Annotated in this window: 16 protein-coding genes and 1 pseudogene; 16 read left to right on the plus strand and 1 reads right to left on the minus strand. The window is 67.3% G+C overall.

The features are described 5' to 3' along the window. Window positions 1-34: 34 nt before the first annotated feature. From ACIQV3_RS22770 to ACIQV3_RS22835, 14 genes and pseudogenes are all read left to right on the plus strand, one after another. A complete protein-coding gene (locus ACIQV3_RS22770) occupies window positions 35-3,547 on the plus strand; it encodes a hypothetical protein (RefSeq protein WP_403714482.1) in 3,513 nt (1,170 codons plus the stop codon). Continuing rightward, entirely contained in the window at window positions 3,547-6,276 is a 2,730-nt protein-coding gene (locus ACIQV3_RS22775) for a hypothetical protein (protein WP_403714484.1), read from the plus strand. The genes ACIQV3_RS22770 and ACIQV3_RS22775 overlap by 1 nt, the downstream gene beginning before the upstream one ends. Before the next feature lies 1 nt (window position 6,277). Next, complete coding sequence (locus tag ACIQV3_RS22780; RefSeq protein WP_403714486.1) at window positions 6,278-7,498, plus strand: poly-gamma-glutamate hydrolase family protein; 1,221 nt, start codon at window positions 6,278-6,280, stop codon at window positions 7,496-7,498. Between the two features lie 12 nt (window positions 7,499-7,510). Continuing rightward, complete coding sequence (locus tag ACIQV3_RS22785; protein ID WP_403714488.1) at window positions 7,511-7,990, plus strand: hypothetical protein; 480 nt, start codon at window positions 7,511-7,513, stop codon at window positions 7,988-7,990. Then, window positions 7,987-8,253 carry a hypothetical protein gene (locus ACIQV3_RS22790; RefSeq protein WP_403714489.1) on the plus strand — a complete coding sequence of 89 codons (267 nt, stop codon included), beginning with the start codon at window positions 7,987-7,989 and terminating at the stop codon, window positions 8,251-8,253. Before ACIQV3_RS22785 ends, ACIQV3_RS22790 begins: the two co-directional genes overlap by 4 nt. Before the next feature lie 54 nt (window positions 8,254-8,307). Beyond that, entirely contained in the window at window positions 8,308-9,201 is an 894-nt protein-coding gene (locus ACIQV3_RS22795; protein WP_403714491.1) for an N-acetylmuramoyl-L-alanine amidase, read from the plus strand. Further along, window positions 9,198-9,524, plus strand: coding sequence for a hypothetical protein (locus ACIQV3_RS22800; RefSeq protein WP_403714492.1), 327 nt, complete (start codon window positions 9,198-9,200; stop codon window positions 9,522-9,524). Before ACIQV3_RS22795 ends, ACIQV3_RS22800 begins: the two co-directional genes overlap by 4 nt. Beyond that, window positions 9,524-9,964, plus strand: coding sequence for a hypothetical protein (locus ACIQV3_RS22805; RefSeq protein WP_403714494.1), 441 nt, complete (start codon window positions 9,524-9,526; stop codon window positions 9,962-9,964). Before ACIQV3_RS22800 ends, ACIQV3_RS22805 begins: the two co-directional genes overlap by 1 nt. Before the next feature lie 56 nt (window positions 9,965-10,020). After that, the gene (locus tag ACIQV3_RS22810) at window positions 10,021-10,320 is read left to right on the plus strand and encodes a hypothetical protein (RefSeq protein ID WP_403714496.1); all 300 of its coding nucleotides are present in this window, start codon (window positions 10,021-10,023) and stop codon (window positions 10,318-10,320) included. A 222-nt stretch (window positions 10,321-10,542) separates the two neighbouring features. Then, window positions 10,543-11,028 (plus strand): HD domain-containing protein, encoded by a 486-nt coding sequence (locus tag ACIQV3_RS22815; RefSeq protein ID WP_403714603.1) that lies wholly within the window; start codon window positions 10,543-10,545, stop codon window positions 11,026-11,028. Next, window positions 11,025-12,065 (plus strand): tyrosine-type recombinase/integrase, encoded by a 1,041-nt coding sequence (locus ACIQV3_RS22820; RefSeq protein WP_403714498.1) that lies wholly within the window; start codon window positions 11,025-11,027, stop codon window positions 12,063-12,065. The genes ACIQV3_RS22815 and ACIQV3_RS22820 overlap by 4 nt, the downstream gene beginning before the upstream one ends. Then, complete coding sequence (locus tag ACIQV3_RS22825; protein WP_403714500.1) at window positions 12,058-12,222, plus strand: hypothetical protein; 165 nt, start codon at window positions 12,058-12,060, stop codon at window positions 12,220-12,222. Before ACIQV3_RS22820 ends, ACIQV3_RS22825 begins: the two co-directional genes overlap by 8 nt. Window positions 12,223-12,266: 44 nt before the next feature. Further along, complete coding sequence (locus ACIQV3_RS22830) at window positions 12,267-12,527, plus strand: hypothetical protein (RefSeq protein WP_403714502.1); 261 nt, start codon at window positions 12,267-12,269, stop codon at window positions 12,525-12,527. 43 nt (window positions 12,528-12,570) lie between these two features. After that, window positions 12,571-12,657: pseudogene (locus tag ACIQV3_RS22835) on the plus strand. Between the two features lie 163 nt (window positions 12,658-12,820). Here ACIQV3_RS22835 and ACIQV3_RS22840 read toward each other — a convergent pair. Next, window positions 12,821-12,985: a hypothetical protein gene (locus tag ACIQV3_RS22840; protein WP_403714504.1), complete on the minus strand. Its 165-nt coding sequence runs from the start codon at window positions 12,983-12,985 to the stop codon at window positions 12,821-12,823. Window positions 12,986-13,108: 123 nt separating this feature from the next. On the opposite strand from ACIQV3_RS22840, the gene ACIQV3_RS22845 reads away from it, so the two are divergent. Together ACIQV3_RS22845 and ACIQV3_RS22850 are read left to right on the plus strand one after the other, a co-directional pair. Next, window positions 13,109-14,347 carry a helix-turn-helix domain-containing protein gene (locus ACIQV3_RS22845; RefSeq protein ID WP_403714506.1) on the plus strand — a complete coding sequence of 413 codons (1,239 nt, stop codon included), beginning with the start codon at window positions 13,109-13,111 and terminating at the stop codon, window positions 14,345-14,347. Between the two features lie 93 nt (window positions 14,348-14,440). Further along, window positions 14,441-14,635 carry a hypothetical protein gene (locus ACIQV3_RS22850; RefSeq protein ID WP_403714508.1) on the plus strand — a complete coding sequence of 65 codons (195 nt, stop codon included), beginning with the start codon at window positions 14,441-14,443 and terminating at the stop codon, window positions 14,633-14,635. Window positions 14,636-14,700 lie beyond the last annotated feature (65 nt).

Below are 14,700 nucleotides of genomic sequence, written 5' to 3' on the forward strand. Positions count from 1 at the left end.
GAACGCCGAGGTACGCCGGAAGGAGGCGCAGACGATGGCCAATGACATCGAGATCAACGTCCGCGTCTCCAACCAGACCACAGCGGGACTGGCGACGGTCACCCAGTCCCTGAACCGACTGAAAGCGGCCGCCCGCTCTACCAACACTTCAGTGGAACAGCTCCGCGCATCGCTGAGCCGCGACTTGACCCTGCGGGCCAGACTCGACGACACCACGGATACGGCACTCACGCGCCTAAAGGAGGCGGTACGAGAGCTGCGTAGTACGGCTCCGATTCGCCTCAAGGTCCGCATGGACAGTGATGCAGATGCGGCCCTGCGTCGCATCCAAGAGACGGTTCGGGACCTCAGAGACTCGGCGCCTATACGTCTCAAGGTGCGGCTGGACAGCGAAGCGCAGACGGCCATGGCGCGGATCAAAACGACACTGCGAGATCTGCGGGACTCCGCGCCGATCCAGCTGCGTGTGCGCCTCGACAGCAACGCCACGGCCGCAGTGACACAGATCAAAACGATGCTGCGGGAACTGAAGGAAACGGGCCCCGTGCGCTTGAGCGTGCGCCTCGATGACCGTACTCAAGGAGGCCTTGCCAGCGTCCGGGCTGCAATCCGAAGCCTGAAGGCGGAAAGCCCGGTACGACTCGAAGCCCGCTTCACGGGGGACGCCGCGCAGGTCGTGGCAGCAGCCCGGGCAATGCAGAACCTCCGCACAAATGCTACCCACGCCGGTACCGCCCTGGGGGCCCTCGCAGGACGAGCAACGGCGGCTGCCGCTGCTCTCGTAGTGCTTCAGACGGCAGCCCAGAGCGCGTCAAATGCCCTACGTACCCTGCGAGGCCGGGCAGCCGCCACATCGACGGCCCTGCAGGAACTCCGCACATCCTCAACGTCGGCTTCGTCGGCACTGCGAACCCTGTCGACGCGAGCAGGTAGCGCGGATGGCCGCCTGGAAACGCTGTCGACCCGCACGAACGCGCTGACCACGAACATGGACGGCCTGGACGGCAGCCTCCGGCGTGTGGGCGGCGGCATGGCCGGCTTGCGGGGAAGCCTCGGGGGGTTGGGCTCGTCGTCGGGTGGCGCCGCCGATGGCTCGAAGAAGCTGATGATGGCGGCTATCGGTCTGGCTCCGGCCCTGGTCCCGATCGCGGCTGTGGTTGCCCCACTGGTGCCCGCTCTCGGCGCAGCTGGCGTGGCGATGGCCGCCTTCGGCGCAGCCATAGCCCCGCAGATCCTCACCATGGGCAAGCTAGGCGAGGCACAGAAGGCCCACAAGAAGGCGATGGAGGACAGCGGCCGTACCTCGAAGGAGGCGGCCGAAGCCGAGAAGGCCTGGCTGAAGGAAGTCTCCAAGGCGTCCCCAGAGGTCCGTAAAGCTGCGGCGTCGCTCGGCGTGATGCAGGACCAGTACAAGGGCTGGACCGACAGCCTTGCAGGGGACACCCTTCCTGTCGCCACGAAGGGCTTCGCCGTGCTCGGGGCGCTGTTCCCGAAGCTGACGCCGCTGGTCAAGGGCACGTCGGCCGAGATGGGCCGCCTCATGAACATCCTGGCCGTCGGAGTGCAGTCGAAAGGCTTCGACGACTTCATGGTCAAAATGAGCGACTTCAGCCGGCGGACGCTACGGGCAGCGATCGACGGCATGGTCTCCTTCGGGCAGGCCATGAACCGCGGCATCCAGTCCGACGGCTTCCGCCAGTTCCTCGCCTACGTGCGTGAGAGCGGGCCGGTCGTAGCCGAGACTCTCGGCAACCTGACGCGGGCGCTCGGCAAGATCGTGGTGGCGGCGGCTGATACGGGTGTTGGCGTCCTGACCATCGTCAACGCGCTCGCCCAGCTGGTGAATGCTGTACCGACCGAGCTGCTGAGCGTGCTCCTGCAGGTGGCTTTCGCCATGAAGGCGCTGCAACTGGTGTCGATGGGGTTGGGGCCGGCGCTGGGCGCGGCCGCCACGGGCGCGACCGGCTTCATTCGGGCGGCACGATTCGGGGGTGTGTCTACGGCCATCGCCGGCGTGACTGCGAGCCTTACCGCAATGCAGCGGGCGTCCATCGTCCTGGCTGTCCTGACGGCCGTGGTCGTTGGCATCAACGCGCTCGCGGACGAAGCGAAGGGCGCACCGCCGGATGTGGACCGGCTCACGACGTCGCTGAAGAATCTCGGTGCTGCCGGGAAGTTCACTGGCGAGCTGAAGAAGACGTTCGGTGACATGGACGGATTCGTGGCGAAGGTCAAGCTGATGCATGCCTCGACTGCGTCCTTCGACACGCTGAAGAAGTTCACGAGCCTCATACCCATGGGCGCCCTCTTCGACAAGATCTCCCCGAAAATTGACCAGCTCGCGAACGGCACCAAGAGCCTGGCCGCTCTCAAGGACGACTTCAAAGCATTCGACGACGCTTTCGCCTCCCTCGCCAAGGGGGGTCACGCAGATGAAGCTGCGGCCCAGTTCGGTCGCTTCCAGGAAGCCCTCACGGCGTCGGGGATGACGGCGGCGCAGGTAGCGGAGATGTTCCCGCAGTACCAGGCGGCAGTATCGGCCCTTGCCGCTGATCAGGAGATGGCTGCCCGCTCGATGGGTTTGTTCGGCGAGCAGGCTGTGTCTGTCCAAGGCAAGCTCAACCTGCAGAAGCAGTCAGCTGACGGGTTGCGGCAATCCATCCAGGCCCTCAACGACGTCAACCGGAGCGCCCTGGACGGAATGATCGGCTTCGAGGCTGCGATCGATGCGGCAGCGAAGGCCGCAGCGGACAACAAGGACCAACTCCACATGGTCGGCGGGGTCCTGGACCTCAACAGTGAGAAGGCCCGTGCAGCGGCAAGCTCTCTCAGCGCTCTCGCGGACAAGACCGACGAGGCCGCGGCGGCGGCCCGGGAGAACGGCGAGTCGTGGTCATCCATCAGCGGGATCTACGAGCGAGGCCGTCAGCAGCTGATTGCTAACGCTGACGCGATGGGGCTGACCAGGGAGCAGGCGGCGGCGCTGGCGGCCCAGATTCTCGCCACGCCGGACAAGACGGCATACCTGACCGGCGACATCAGCGACCTGCAGGCAAAGCTCGTTGACGCGCGGGCTCGGCTGGCAGCAGCGCCGGCGACGAAGAAGGTGGCCGTCCGTGCGGAGATCTCTGATCTCCTCGAAAAGATGCGGCGGGCCAACGCAGCGGTCAACGCGGTGCACGACAAGACCGTGTATATCCGCACCATCTACCAAAACTTCACGTCGAACCACCCGGGCGGTCAGGCGCAGGCCCACGGCGGGATTATCGGCGCTGCGGGTGGCGGGCCGCGGTCACGGATGACGCTCGTTGGTGAGCAGGGACCTGAGCTGGTCAACCTGGCTCCCGGCTCTCGGGTCCGGTCGAACCCTGACTCGAAGCGGATCGCGGCGGGCATGGCCGGAGGCGGCGGCATCTCGGGCCCGATCGTTGTGCAGGTCATGCTCGACGGCCGTCAGGTCGCCGAAGCCCTGATCGACCCGCTGCAGTACGAGATCGGCCTGCGCGGAGGAAACGTTCAGTCAGTCATCGGAAGGGGGTCGGCGTAATGGTCTTTCCCGATCCGGGCGTGGAGCTCCAGATAGGTGGGGTGTGGACGACCGTCACGAGTGACGCTCTTCGCGAGGGTGGCGGCATCCGCTACCGATGGGGCCGGCGGTCCGAGGGCGCGCGCACAGATCCCGCCACGGCGGTGTTCAGCCTGTTCAACCCTGATGGTAAGTACTCCAGCCGTAACCCCAACAGCCCCTACTTCGGGCAGCTTGGCCGTAACACTCCCGTTCGGATCAGTCACGGCGGCGCGAACGTGGCGCTCGTCATCCCCAGCGGCGTGCGTGGGCGCGCCACCACTGCCGACACTGCCGCTTTGGATATCACTGGGGACCTTGATGTCCGGGCTGATCTGACCCCCAGCGTGTGGGCTTGCAGTACCGGGGTGTTCGGATGGTCCGTGTTCGGAAAGTACAACAGCACTACCAACCAGCGTTCGTGGCTTATGGCGATACGCGACGACGGTGCGATCGAGTTCCGCTGGTCTGCCGACGGAACAGCCTTCATCTTCGCTCTGTCCACGCTGCCGGTTGCTTTCGGCCCCGGAGAGCGCGGAGCTGTCCGGGCGACTCTGGACGTCAACAATGGCGGCGGTGGCTACACGGTCGCCTTCTATACCGCGCCCACTCTGGCCGGCCAGTGGACACAGCTCGGGACGTCGGTTGCGACCACAGGGGGCACAACGTCGATCTTCAACTCGACGTCTGGTGTCGAGGTGGGGGACATCGCCAGCAACACCTACGCGCCCGTATCCCGCCAGTACCACGCGATTGAGATTCGAAGCGGCATCAGCGGCTCCGTTGTAGCGGACCCCGATTTCAGTGCGCAGGCTAGCGGCACAACGAGCTTTGCCGACGATGCCGGCCGTACCTGGACGACCGCGAACGGCGGCGAGCTCACCTCGCGTCGGATCCGTGCCGTCCTTGAGGCTTCGGCATGGTCCCCTCGCTGGAGTTCCGGGGGGCTCGACGTCACTACCCCCGTTGAGGCGGCCGGAATACTGCGGCGCCTAGGGCAGGGTGACAAGGCGTTGGCGTCCACGCTGCGCCGCCGGCTGCCGAGTATGGGGCCGATCGCGTACTGGCCTATGGAGGATGGCCGGGACGCGCTTCAGGCGTCCTCGCCGATTCCCGGCTGTCCGCCGCTTTCGGTCGGTGATCTTGCGTTTGCCCAGGACGACACGTGCCCGGGGTCGTCGCCGCTGCCTGTGGTGGGGGACGCGGCCTTCATGCATGGCTTGGTGCCCACCTACACCAGCCCCACCGACGGATACATGGTGTCGCTGCTGTATCAGATCGACACCATGCCGGCCTCGTCGATGTCGTGGCTGGCCTTCTCCACAACGGGAACCGCCCGGGGCCTCGTCATGCGATTTACGAGCACCACGGTGGTCGCGGACTTGTACGCCCTGGGCGGGTCGATCATCACAACCGAAGTCTTCGCTAACTCGGCGGTGTACGCGCCAGGGAAATGGTTCCGGTTTGACTGCACCGCCCAGCTCAACGGGGCGAATACGGACTTCCATTTCGGCTTCGTCGATGTCGACGCCGCTGGCGTCCAATGGAACTTCACCATTGCCGGCGCGCCCGGGAACGTGATCGACATCCAGACGGGCTTTGGCGCGCTCTTGGCCGGCATGAAGATCGGACACGTGGGGGTGTTCCCCTCCTCTGACACGAGCGTCTGGGGGACCGCCGACAACGGCTACCGGGGGGAGACCGCCGCTGATCGGATGCTCCGCCTCGGAACCGAGGAGGTGCTGCCCATCGTCATCGCCCCCTCCAGCGCTGGCTCGTCCTCAGAGATGGGCCCGCAGCGGCCGAGTGCACTCCGGGCTCTCCTGTACGAGTGCGAGGACGCTGACGGAGGGATCCTCTACGAGGACCGGGAACGGGCGGGCCTCTGCTACCGCAGCCGGTCGACTCTCTACAACCAGGCCCCGAAGGCCACCCTCACGTACTCGCAGCTGGTGGCGCCTCTGGAGCCGGTCGACGATGACACGACGGTCCGCAACGACATCACGGTGGCGCGGACCGGCGGATCGTCTGCACGCGCCATCCTGACGAGTGGCGCGCTGTCGGTCTCAGCGCCACCGAATGGTGTGGGGACCTACGACGACTCCCAGACCCTGAATTTGAACACGGACAGCCAGTGCGATGACATTGCTTACTGGCTGCTCCACCGAGGCACCCACGACGAGGCCCGCTATCCGCGGGTGCGGATCCTGCTGCACAAGTTCCCGACCCTCGTGCCGACTGTGTCCGCCCTGCGGTCCGGCGACATCATCCGCATCACCGACCTACCGGCCTTCCTGCCTCCGGGGCCCCTGGACCTGATGGTGGAGGGGGCGGAGGAGGAGATCCGTAGCCTCGAGTGGACGATCACGCTGACGTGCTCTCCGGCCGGCCCGTGGATCGTGGGCGTGATGGATGATCCGGTCCGCGGGCGGGCGGATACCTCGGGCACGGTCCTGTCGTCGAGTGTGGACGCTGACGACACCGTTCTATCCCTCACGACTACTGCGGGCCGGCCGTGGACTACGGACTCTCTGGAGATGCCCATCGACGTTCGGGTTGGCGGCGAGGTCATGACCGTGACGCAGATCAACGGCAGCCGGCAGGACCGCTTCCAGCGCACTGTCTCGTCCGGCTGGGGAACGTCCGATGCCGGGCAGGCCTGGACCGCCACGGGCGGCAGTGCCTCCGACTACAGCGTGCAGGGGGATTGACATGGTTTATACCAGCTATGCCGACCTCGCGGCAGCCGAGACGGAAGGGGTGGACTACAGCCGCACGGCCGTCACCCCGACCGGGGCGACCTATGCGGCGATCGCGATCCACGGCGGCGGCATCGAGGCCGGCACGAGCGAGATGGCCTACGAGGTGTCCGGCGGCGGCACCACCATGGCGTACTCCGACTTCAAGGGACTGAAGACCAGCGGCAACACGGCCCTCCACATCACGAGCACCCTTTTCGACGAGCCGCTCGCCGTCGCGCTCGTGGCAGCCAGCAGCCGCACCATCAGTTTCCACGGGTACGCGGGGGTCGACGGGTATGCGGAGACGGCGCTCGGCGGCCTGGACGAGGAGCTGGGCGCCCGAATCCGGAAGGCCCTTCTGTCAGCCGGATTCCGAGTCACCGACGCTCCGTCGGAGATCGCCGGTTCCGACCCGACGAACATCTGCAACGAAAACCTTAGGACCGCGGGCGTTCAGCTGGAAATCTCCCGGGCGCAGCGTGAGGCGTTCTTCCCTAACGGTGATCTGTCCCGGACGATGCGTGACTCCGGCCAGCGGACAGCCACGTTCTATCGGTACGCCGCGGCTGTACAGAACGCGGTCATCGGATACGGCCTGGTGTCCCTCACCAGCATCAACGTCGCCCGGTACGTAACGCTCGACTCGCCCGGCGCGAACGCGGACATCATGGCAACGGTCGCGACCGACAAACTCGCGACGGGCGGCGGGCATTTCTGCTCCCTCGCAGCCCGGTGGACGGACAGCAACAACATGTACCTCGCCAGGGTGGAATTCAGTACCACGCAGACAGTCCTGCTGACGCTCCGGAAGCGAGTCAGCGGTACCGAGACGAGCCTCGCAGGCACGTTCACCACCCCGTACACCCACGCGGTCGACCGCCGCTTCTGGATCAGATTCGAGGTCGCCGGCACCACCCTGCAGGCCCGCGTCTGGCCGGTCACCCACCCAGATCCAGGGGCGTGGCAGCTGACAGCCACGGACACGGATATCAGCGCCGATGCGGAAATCGGCACCCGCTCCATCCTGTCCAGCGCGAACTCCAACACGTTGCCGGTGACAGTGGCGTGGGGTGACTTTCAGGTGCCGACTCCGCAGCGAATGACCGTCACTCGCAGCACCAACGGCATCACCAAGTCCCATGCATCCGGGGCGGATCTCCGTCTCGCTCAGCCCGCAATAGCGGCTCTTTAGAAGGAGGTGTTCATGGCTGTCTACGCTGGCCAAACGATCGAGGCCGAGCTCCTCGACAAAGTGGAGAGTCCGCCGCTCGCGATTCTCCAGCAGACGGTAGTGCAGTCCGTCGCACACGGGGCGTGGGGCGTGATCACCTTCGACACGGAGATCAAGGACACCTATAACGGGCACTCCACCACGTCCAATACGAGCCGCTACGTGTGCCAGCTTGCGGGCACCTACCGCATCACCGGCAGGGCGGCCTTTGCCACCAACAGCACAGGATCCAGAGGCGCCCGTATCCACCTGAACGGCACCTACATCCAAGGCGCCGCGAACCTAGGCGCCGCCGGAACCCTGGCCGGAATCTTCGAGGCTAGCCACCTGCTCGACCTGGCCGTCGGCGACTACGTCGAGGTCGCCGGCGGACAGAACAGTGGCGGCGCTCTATCGACCGCCTACGCCGGCGAGTCCGCATCGATGATGTACGTCGAATGGATCCACGCATGAGGGCGGCCTGTGAGTGCGGAGCTGACGCGGTCGTGCAGTGGCGCCGTCGAGCCTCGGATAAGGGCGACACCACGGTGGCCGTGTACGCGTGCGCCGACCACGCCCTGTCGCCCGAGGCGGCTGCCTACGTCCACGAGTCCTGGTGCGCCGGACCGGGCAAGGACGGCGACTGCTCATGCCCGGCGCCGACTGAGCCCGAGTTCCCCTTCATCGCCCCGGACGATCCGAAGCGGCCCCGGAAGCGGCTCCCACCCGGCTGGTAGCCACCTCTGAACCTCTCGCTGGACGACAGCGAACCACTCGACATAGGAGACCTGATGGCTGATCCTCTGCCCGCAGACCGGTTCCTGGCCGCGCTCCTCGCTGAAGGCGTCCGGGTCCAGGAGCACGACGGTTGGCGCACCCACAACCGCAACCACAAGGGCGCCTGGGGACCCGTCCACGGCGTGATCGTTCACCACACGGTGAGCTCCGGATCCGATGCCACCGTCCGGATCTGCAGAGACGGATACTCAGGGCTCCCCGGGCCGCTCTGCCAGGGAGTCATCACCAAGGACGGCACCTTCCACCTGATCGGCCACGGCCGTTGCAACCATGCCGGCGGCGGCGACCCCGACGTGCTGAAGGCCGTGCAGGACGAGAGCTACAGCGAGCGCCCGCCCGTCCCCAACGTCGGAAACACGGACGGCATCGACGGCAACGCCAGTTTCTACGGCTGGGAGTGCGAGAACCTCGGCGACGGCAAGGACCCGTGGACCGCCGCGCAGCTCGACACGATCGAGCGGGCGTCGGCTGCGGTGTGCCGGGCGCACGGCTGGTCGGCGAAGAGCGTGATCGGCCACAAGGAGTGGTCCGACGACAAGTCCGACCCCACCTTCGCCATGCCAGGCATGCGGCAGCGCATCACCGCACGCCTCGCCGGCGTCTCGACCTCACCCCCTCAGCAGGAGGACATCGTGACCCCTGACGACATCCAGAAGATCGCGGCTGCTGCGGCTGCCGCCACCTGGAACTACCAGCTCCCCAACGTGCAGCCCGACGGCACCCGGGACGGCACCAAGAAGGCGGCGTTCTGGTGGCTGGTCTGGCAGGACGTGTTCCAGGCCCAGCTCATGGCGGCGATCAGCGACGCCAAGATGACGCCCGACGAGGTCCGGGAGGCCCTCGCTGACGGCACCCTCCAAGTCCAGCTCACCGTAAAGGCGGCATGACCATGACCGTGTCCCTCGACCGTGCCTACTGGCTCGGCCTCCTCGTCTCCGTGATCCTGCCGGTCCTTGTCGGCCTGGTCACCACCCGCGTCACCTCCGCCGGCACCAAGGCCGTGCTGCTGCTCGCGCTCAGCACCGCCAACGGGCTCGTCGTTGAGATAGCCAACCCCGGGCCGGGCTTCGACCTCGGCACCGCGGCCATCCTCGCCGCCGTCAGCTTCGGCAGCGCTGTCCTCGCCCACTTCGGCTTCTGGAAACCGGCCGGCGTGAGCGGCAAGATGCAGGACAGTCTGGTCACGGCCGGCTCGCCCCGGAGCGTCTAGTGAGGTGCCGCACGGTCCGGCGGCTCCGCAAGCAGCTGGGCCGCCGCGGCCACTTCCTCCTCATCCTGGGCATCGGCAAGATCTGCTGGGGTGCAGGCATGATCGTCGATCCACCTTCAACAACCGGCCTCGGCCTGCTCACGCGCACTGCCCCGCTTCACTGCTGGGCCTGGCTGTGGGTCATCGCCGGGATCATCACCACCGCCTCGGCCTTCCTTCAGGTAGGCCGGGACCGGTTCGGATACGTCGCCGCCATGGTTCCGCCGGCCGTGTGGGCGATCTCTTACCTTGTCGCCGTCATCTCAGGCGACTACTCCCGCGGCGCCTGGGTCGCGGTCTGGTACCTCACCTCTCACGTGGGGGTGATCATGTGGGCCGCGACGGTGCCCGAGCACTCCGTGCCCAAGACTCCTCGCGCCCGGAGAGCTGAGGGCGGATGAACGTGTGGGCGGCGGTAGCAACGGTCAGCGGAGCCGTGCTGACCTTGATAGGGGTCGTGCTCACAGCACGCTCGTCACGAGCAGCGGTGGCGGCCACCGCGCGGGCAACAGAGGTTGCCGCGGTTGTACAGAGCGAGCCAGCGCAACGGGCTGCGGACCTGCAGGCGTTCCGTGAGATCCGCGCGGAGCAGAACGCCGACCTGGCGGAGACCCGCGAGGAAGTCCGCTCGCTCCGGTCACTGGTCCGCGCGTTCGTCTTCCACGTGAATGACCTCACGGCCCAGATGCGGCAGGCCGGCATCGAACCCCCGGCGCCCCCCGAGCGGATCACCGAGTACAACCGAACTGGAGTCTGACCCGCCCCCTCCTTCGGGAGGGGGCTTTCGTCATACCATCAACTGCCGTGCGACCTCGATAAGATGCCATACGGATGTTCGCCCCATCGCACAAGCGGTGGGGCTTCTTTATGCCCTGGCATGGCCTTCGCTGAACGGCTGACACAGCCCAACCCGCTAGTGAATAATGACAGTTATCCACTACAAGGAGACTCTGTGAAATCCGTCAGTGATGTCGACCTCATGGCCGACTGCGCGCACGCCGGACAGGTCGACAAGATCGGCGTGCCGTACATCGAGCACGTTCGTGCAGTCGCCGCGGGTCTCGCCCCGTTCGGCGATCAGCTCGTTATGGCCGGGCTGCTGCACGACATCATCGAGGACACCGACTGGACTGCCGAGCGACTGCGCGACGCCGGAATCCCAGAACGCGTCATCAGCGCCGTCGAGGCAGTGACCAACCAGAAGGGCGTGCCCTACGAAGAGAAGATCCGTCGCATCATGACGAACAGCGACGCCACCCTCGTGAAGATCTCGGACAATGCGCACAACAGCCACCCCGACCGGGCAGCGCAGCTACCCGAGGAGAGTCGGACACGGCTGGCCGCGAAGTACCGGGCCGCCCGCGACGTCCTCTGGGCCGCCGCCGACTTCCGCGACATCAAAGCCATCGTCACGATCGTCAACCCGCTTCTCCTGGTGGAGCTTCGAGAGCGCATGGCGGCATGACGGCCCTCGTCCCGCGCCAGTCGGCCGAGGTCTCCACCCACCGGCACGACCCCCGCGACGACTGGCCCGACGAAGCCCGGAAGCTCCGCGTACAGCTCGTCGAGCTATACGGCGATCGAGACCCCCTGCCAACGGTCGCCGGAGCTTGGTGCGCCCGGCAGAGGTCTCGCCACACCCGCACCGCCTACGCCCGGAACTTTCTCCGCTGGGAGGCCTACGCCCGCAGCGGCGGCATCCACCCGCTGGATGCGAAACTGCCGCTCGCTGACGCCTACGCCAACCACCTCGCGCTGCGTCCCGGCCGCAAGCAAGGCAGCCTGCTCTCCCCATCCGCCGTCGCCCAAGCCCTCGCCGCCGCCGGATCCTTCTACACCTACGCCGTCCGCGTTGAAGCCATCCCCGCAGACCCGTTCGCCAGCGTCGACCGACCCCGCATCGACGCCGACTACTCGCCGACCGAGGGCATGCTGCCCGCCGAGACTGAGAAGCTCATCGCCACCGCCCGCGACTGGGCACCCCGCAGCTACGCCCTCGTCGCACTCCTCTACCTCCTCGGCCCCCGCATCGACGAAGTCCTCGCCCTCAACGCCGACCAGCTCGGCTACGACCGCGGCCACCACACGCTGCCCCTGCGGCTCAAGGGCGGGAAGCGCAAGCGCGTACCCCTGCCCCCGCTCGCCTACGACGCGCTCATCACCTACCTCGGCGATCGCCGCGAAGGCCCACTCTTCCAGACCGAAACCGGCGCCCGCTGGACCCAGCCCCAGGTCTGGACACACCTCCGCGTCCTCGCCAAGCACGCCGGCATCCCGCAGGCCGCCACCATGAAGCCCCACATGCTGCGGCACGCCTTCATCACCGACAGCCTCGACGCCAAAGTCCCGCTCCAAGACGTCCAGGACGCGGCCGGCCACAGCGACTCCCGCACCACCCAGCGGTACAACCGGCGCCGGCGACAGCTCGACAACCACCCCGCGTACACCCTCGCCGCCGGTCTCGCCGAACGGCTCCAACCCGAAGGAGACCAGCGTGGCTGACATCAACGGCGCCCGCGAGTACGAGCTCCAGGCCCTGATCTCGGATCTGACGGCAGACGGTCCGGTCCAGTACAAGGCTGAGACCGCGCTCGCCCAGCTGCTCGCGTCCTACGAGCAGCGGATCGCAGACCTCGAAGCTCAGCTCGCCAGCAAGTAGTCAGTCGTTATGCGCTGCCACCTGACCACAGAAGGGACGTAGACATGCCAGCCTTCAAGCGGCTGACCCGCGAGGACTTGACAAAGCTCACGCGCGCCGAGCTCTTGGACCGAATCAGGATGGAGAGCGACTACTGGGACCGCAAGTGCAAGCGCGGCCTGAACGAGGCCGACGCTGCCGCCCATCAGGAGTTCAGCTCGATCCTCCACGCCGCCCTCGACCCGGGCGCCGCCCTGAACCACGCCATCGTCTACATCGAGGGGCGTGGGGACAACGGCTACTGGAACGAGAAGCCGGGCGTCTGACCGCCCTGGCCGCTGTCGGCGCCGCGTGCAACACTGGCCGGAGTCCTTCGTAGCTCAGCGGCAGAGTGCTCGGTGCACCGCCCCTCGGGGTCTTGGAGAGTGGTCGCGGGTTCGAATCCCGCCGAAGGATCTAACGCCCGTCCCTGACATACGCGGGGGCGGGCGTCTTCACGTCCGGCCCGTTGTCAGTACCCCCTGAGACAATGAGGCCATCACATCGGCTCTAGCTAGCGGGGATGCTGCTGGGCCTCACTCCGCCCCGCCGGCTGCGTGCCCGGCGGGGCGGACTGCTGTCAGGCCGCCGGTTCGACCGCGTCCCGGATCGCCGCGGACCACTCCTCGAGGAGCTCCTCGTACCGCGCCGTAGCCGCCCCGCCCGCGGCGACGAGCGCCCGGATCTCCGCGTTGATCTCCGCGAGAGGGCGCACAGGACCAGGGGCGGAAGGGGCGGGGGACATGTCGCACAGGATATCGGGCGGCACCCGCAGATGGGCCGTCTCTTCTGATCAACGCCTGGACGCAGAACCGGCCTCACCCCCTACGCTGACAGTGTCGAGCTGCAGGAAAGGGGCAAGGCCGCTATGCCAGTTGATGCTACTCCCGAACCCATCAGGTTCGGGCAGCGCGTACAAATCCTCCGCACCCGCCGCGGCATGAGCCGCCCAGTCCTCGCTGGCCTCCTCGGCAAGTCGCCGTCGTGGCTCAAGCAGATTGAGACAGGTCAGATCCAGGTGCCCAAGCTGCCGACGATCCTGCGCATCGCGGAAGCCCTCCGCGTGCGTGACCTCGCCGACCTCACAGGCGACCAGTCCATGGCCATCGAGCTGTTCATCGGCCCCGGCCACTCCAGCCTTCCCGCCGTGAAGGCCGCCATCGACACCTTCCCGCTCGTTGCTGACCGGCAAGCACCCAGCGCCCAGCACCTGCTGCATCGGCTCGCCAAGGCATGGAGCGCAAGACACACGGCCCCCAACCACCGCGAAGTCATCGGCGCCCTCCTCCCGGCCCTGATCCGGGACGCCCAGCTCTCCGTGCGCCAAGCCGACACCGCAGTCGCCAGGAGGGCAGCACAGGCCACGCTTGCCGAGGTGTACTTCCTGGCCCAGTTCTTCTGCGCCTACCAGCCCGACTCGGCCCTGCTGTGGCGGGTTGCCGAGCGTGGCATGGTCGCCGCTCAGGACAGCGAGGACCCGCACGCCATCGGAGTCGCCGCCTGGCTCGCCGCACAAGCCCACCGGGACAGCGGGCCGGCCCACTTCGAAGCTGCCGACATGGTCGTCCATGAAGCGCTCCGCTACCTCGAGCCCCACCTCAACGCTGGGCCCGAGCCGGTCCTTGCCATCTCGGGAGCACTCCAGCACGAGGCCGGCTACACGGCTGCCCGCCGCGGCGACACCGCGACCGCCTGGTCGTGGTGGGACAAGGCCAGCAAGGCCGCGAAGAAGCTGGACCCCGGCTACTTCCACCCCATCACGAGCTTCGGCCCGGCCATCATGGGCGCCCACGCCGTGACCATCGCCGTCGAACTGCGAGCGGGTGGGGAATCGGTGCGGCAGGCGGTACGCGCGGACCGAACAGCGATCCCTTCCCGGCCCCGACTGGCGCGCCACCGCATTGAGGAGGCCCGCGGCTACCAGCTCGACGGACAGCCTGAGGTGGCCCTCGACACCCTCGACCGCGCTCACGCCGCAGCCCCCGAGACGATCCGCTACAACGGCTACGCCCGGCGGATCATCCTCGAGGAGACCGAAGCGAGGTCGCCGGAGCGCCGGCAGAAGGCGTCGGAGCTGGCGGTGAAGGTCGGGCTGCTCGCGGCCTGAGTCCGAGCATGTGGGCGAGGGGCAGGATTCCTGCCCCTCGTTCCTGTTCGCTCCCCATACGGTCGTGCTCACGCCCCCTCACCTGGAGCCGCCGTGAACGATGTACGGGAAGTGCCACCCCTCAGCGACCTGTCCGAGCAGCAGGTCCGCGGGACCGCCTGCGTGTACTGCGGGATCCATCTCGACAACGGGGATGCCGTCGACCTCGGCGAGCGCCCTGTCTCCCGAGCCGGACAGCGCAGCCGCTGGTTCCCCCGCGCCTGTCCCCAGCACGGGTCCGCCTCGTGACCGCCGGCCGGATCTGCTGCGAGTGCCAGCAGGCCATCATTGGCGAGGCGCGCGAGATCGTGCGG

Origin of the sequence: Streptomyces sp. NPDC099050 (assembly GCF_044759865.1) — a bacterium.
Classification (GTDB): Bacteria; Actinomycetota; Actinomycetes; order Streptomycetales; family Streptomycetaceae; genus Streptomyces.

What these genes read in the sequence shown, in the direction of transcription:
- ACIQV3_RS22775 (WP_403714484.1), top strand. Translation starts at nt 3,547, where the DNA reads ATGGTCTTTCCCGATCCGGGCGTGGAGCTCCAGATAGGTGGGGTGTGG.
- ACIQV3_RS22795 (WP_403714491.1), top strand. Translation starts at nt 8,308, where the DNA reads ATGGCTGATCCTCTGCCCGCAGACCGGTTCCTGGCCGCGCTCCTCGCT.
- ACIQV3_RS22830 (WP_403714502.1), top strand. Translation starts at nt 12,267, where the DNA reads ATGCCAGCCTTCAAGCGGCTGACCCGCGAGGACTTGACAAAGCTCACG.
- ACIQV3_RS22770 (WP_403714482.1), top strand. Translation starts at nt 35, where the DNA reads ATGGCCAATGACATCGAGATCAACGTCCGCGTCTCCAACCAGACCACA.
- ACIQV3_RS22785 (WP_403714488.1), top strand. Translation starts at nt 7,511, where the DNA reads ATGGCTGTCTACGCTGGCCAAACGATCGAGGCCGAGCTCCTCGACAAA.
- ACIQV3_RS22780 (WP_403714486.1), top strand. Translation starts at nt 6,278, where the DNA reads ATGGTTTATACCAGCTATGCCGACCTCGCGGCAGCCGAGACGGAAGGG.
- ACIQV3_RS22840 (WP_403714504.1), bottom strand. Translation starts at nt 12,985, where the DNA reads ATGTCCCCCGCCCCTTCCGCCCCTGGTCCTGTGCGCCCTCTCGCGGAG.
- ACIQV3_RS22800 (WP_403714492.1), top strand. Translation starts at nt 9,198, where the DNA reads ATGACCATGACCGTGTCCCTCGACCGTGCCTACTGGCTCGGCCTCCTC.
- ACIQV3_RS22790 (WP_403714489.1), top strand. Translation starts at nt 7,987, where the DNA reads ATGAGGGCGGCCTGTGAGTGCGGAGCTGACGCGGTCGTGCAGTGGCGC.
- ACIQV3_RS22845 (WP_403714506.1), top strand. Translation starts at nt 13,109, where the DNA reads ATGCCAGTTGATGCTACTCCCGAACCCATCAGGTTCGGGCAGCGCGTA.
- ACIQV3_RS22820 (WP_403714498.1), top strand. Translation starts at nt 11,025, where the DNA reads ATGACGGCCCTCGTCCCGCGCCAGTCGGCCGAGGTCTCCACCCACCGG.
- ACIQV3_RS22815 (WP_403714603.1), top strand. Translation starts at nt 10,543, where the DNA reads ATGGCCGACTGCGCGCACGCCGGACAGGTCGACAAGATCGGCGTGCCG.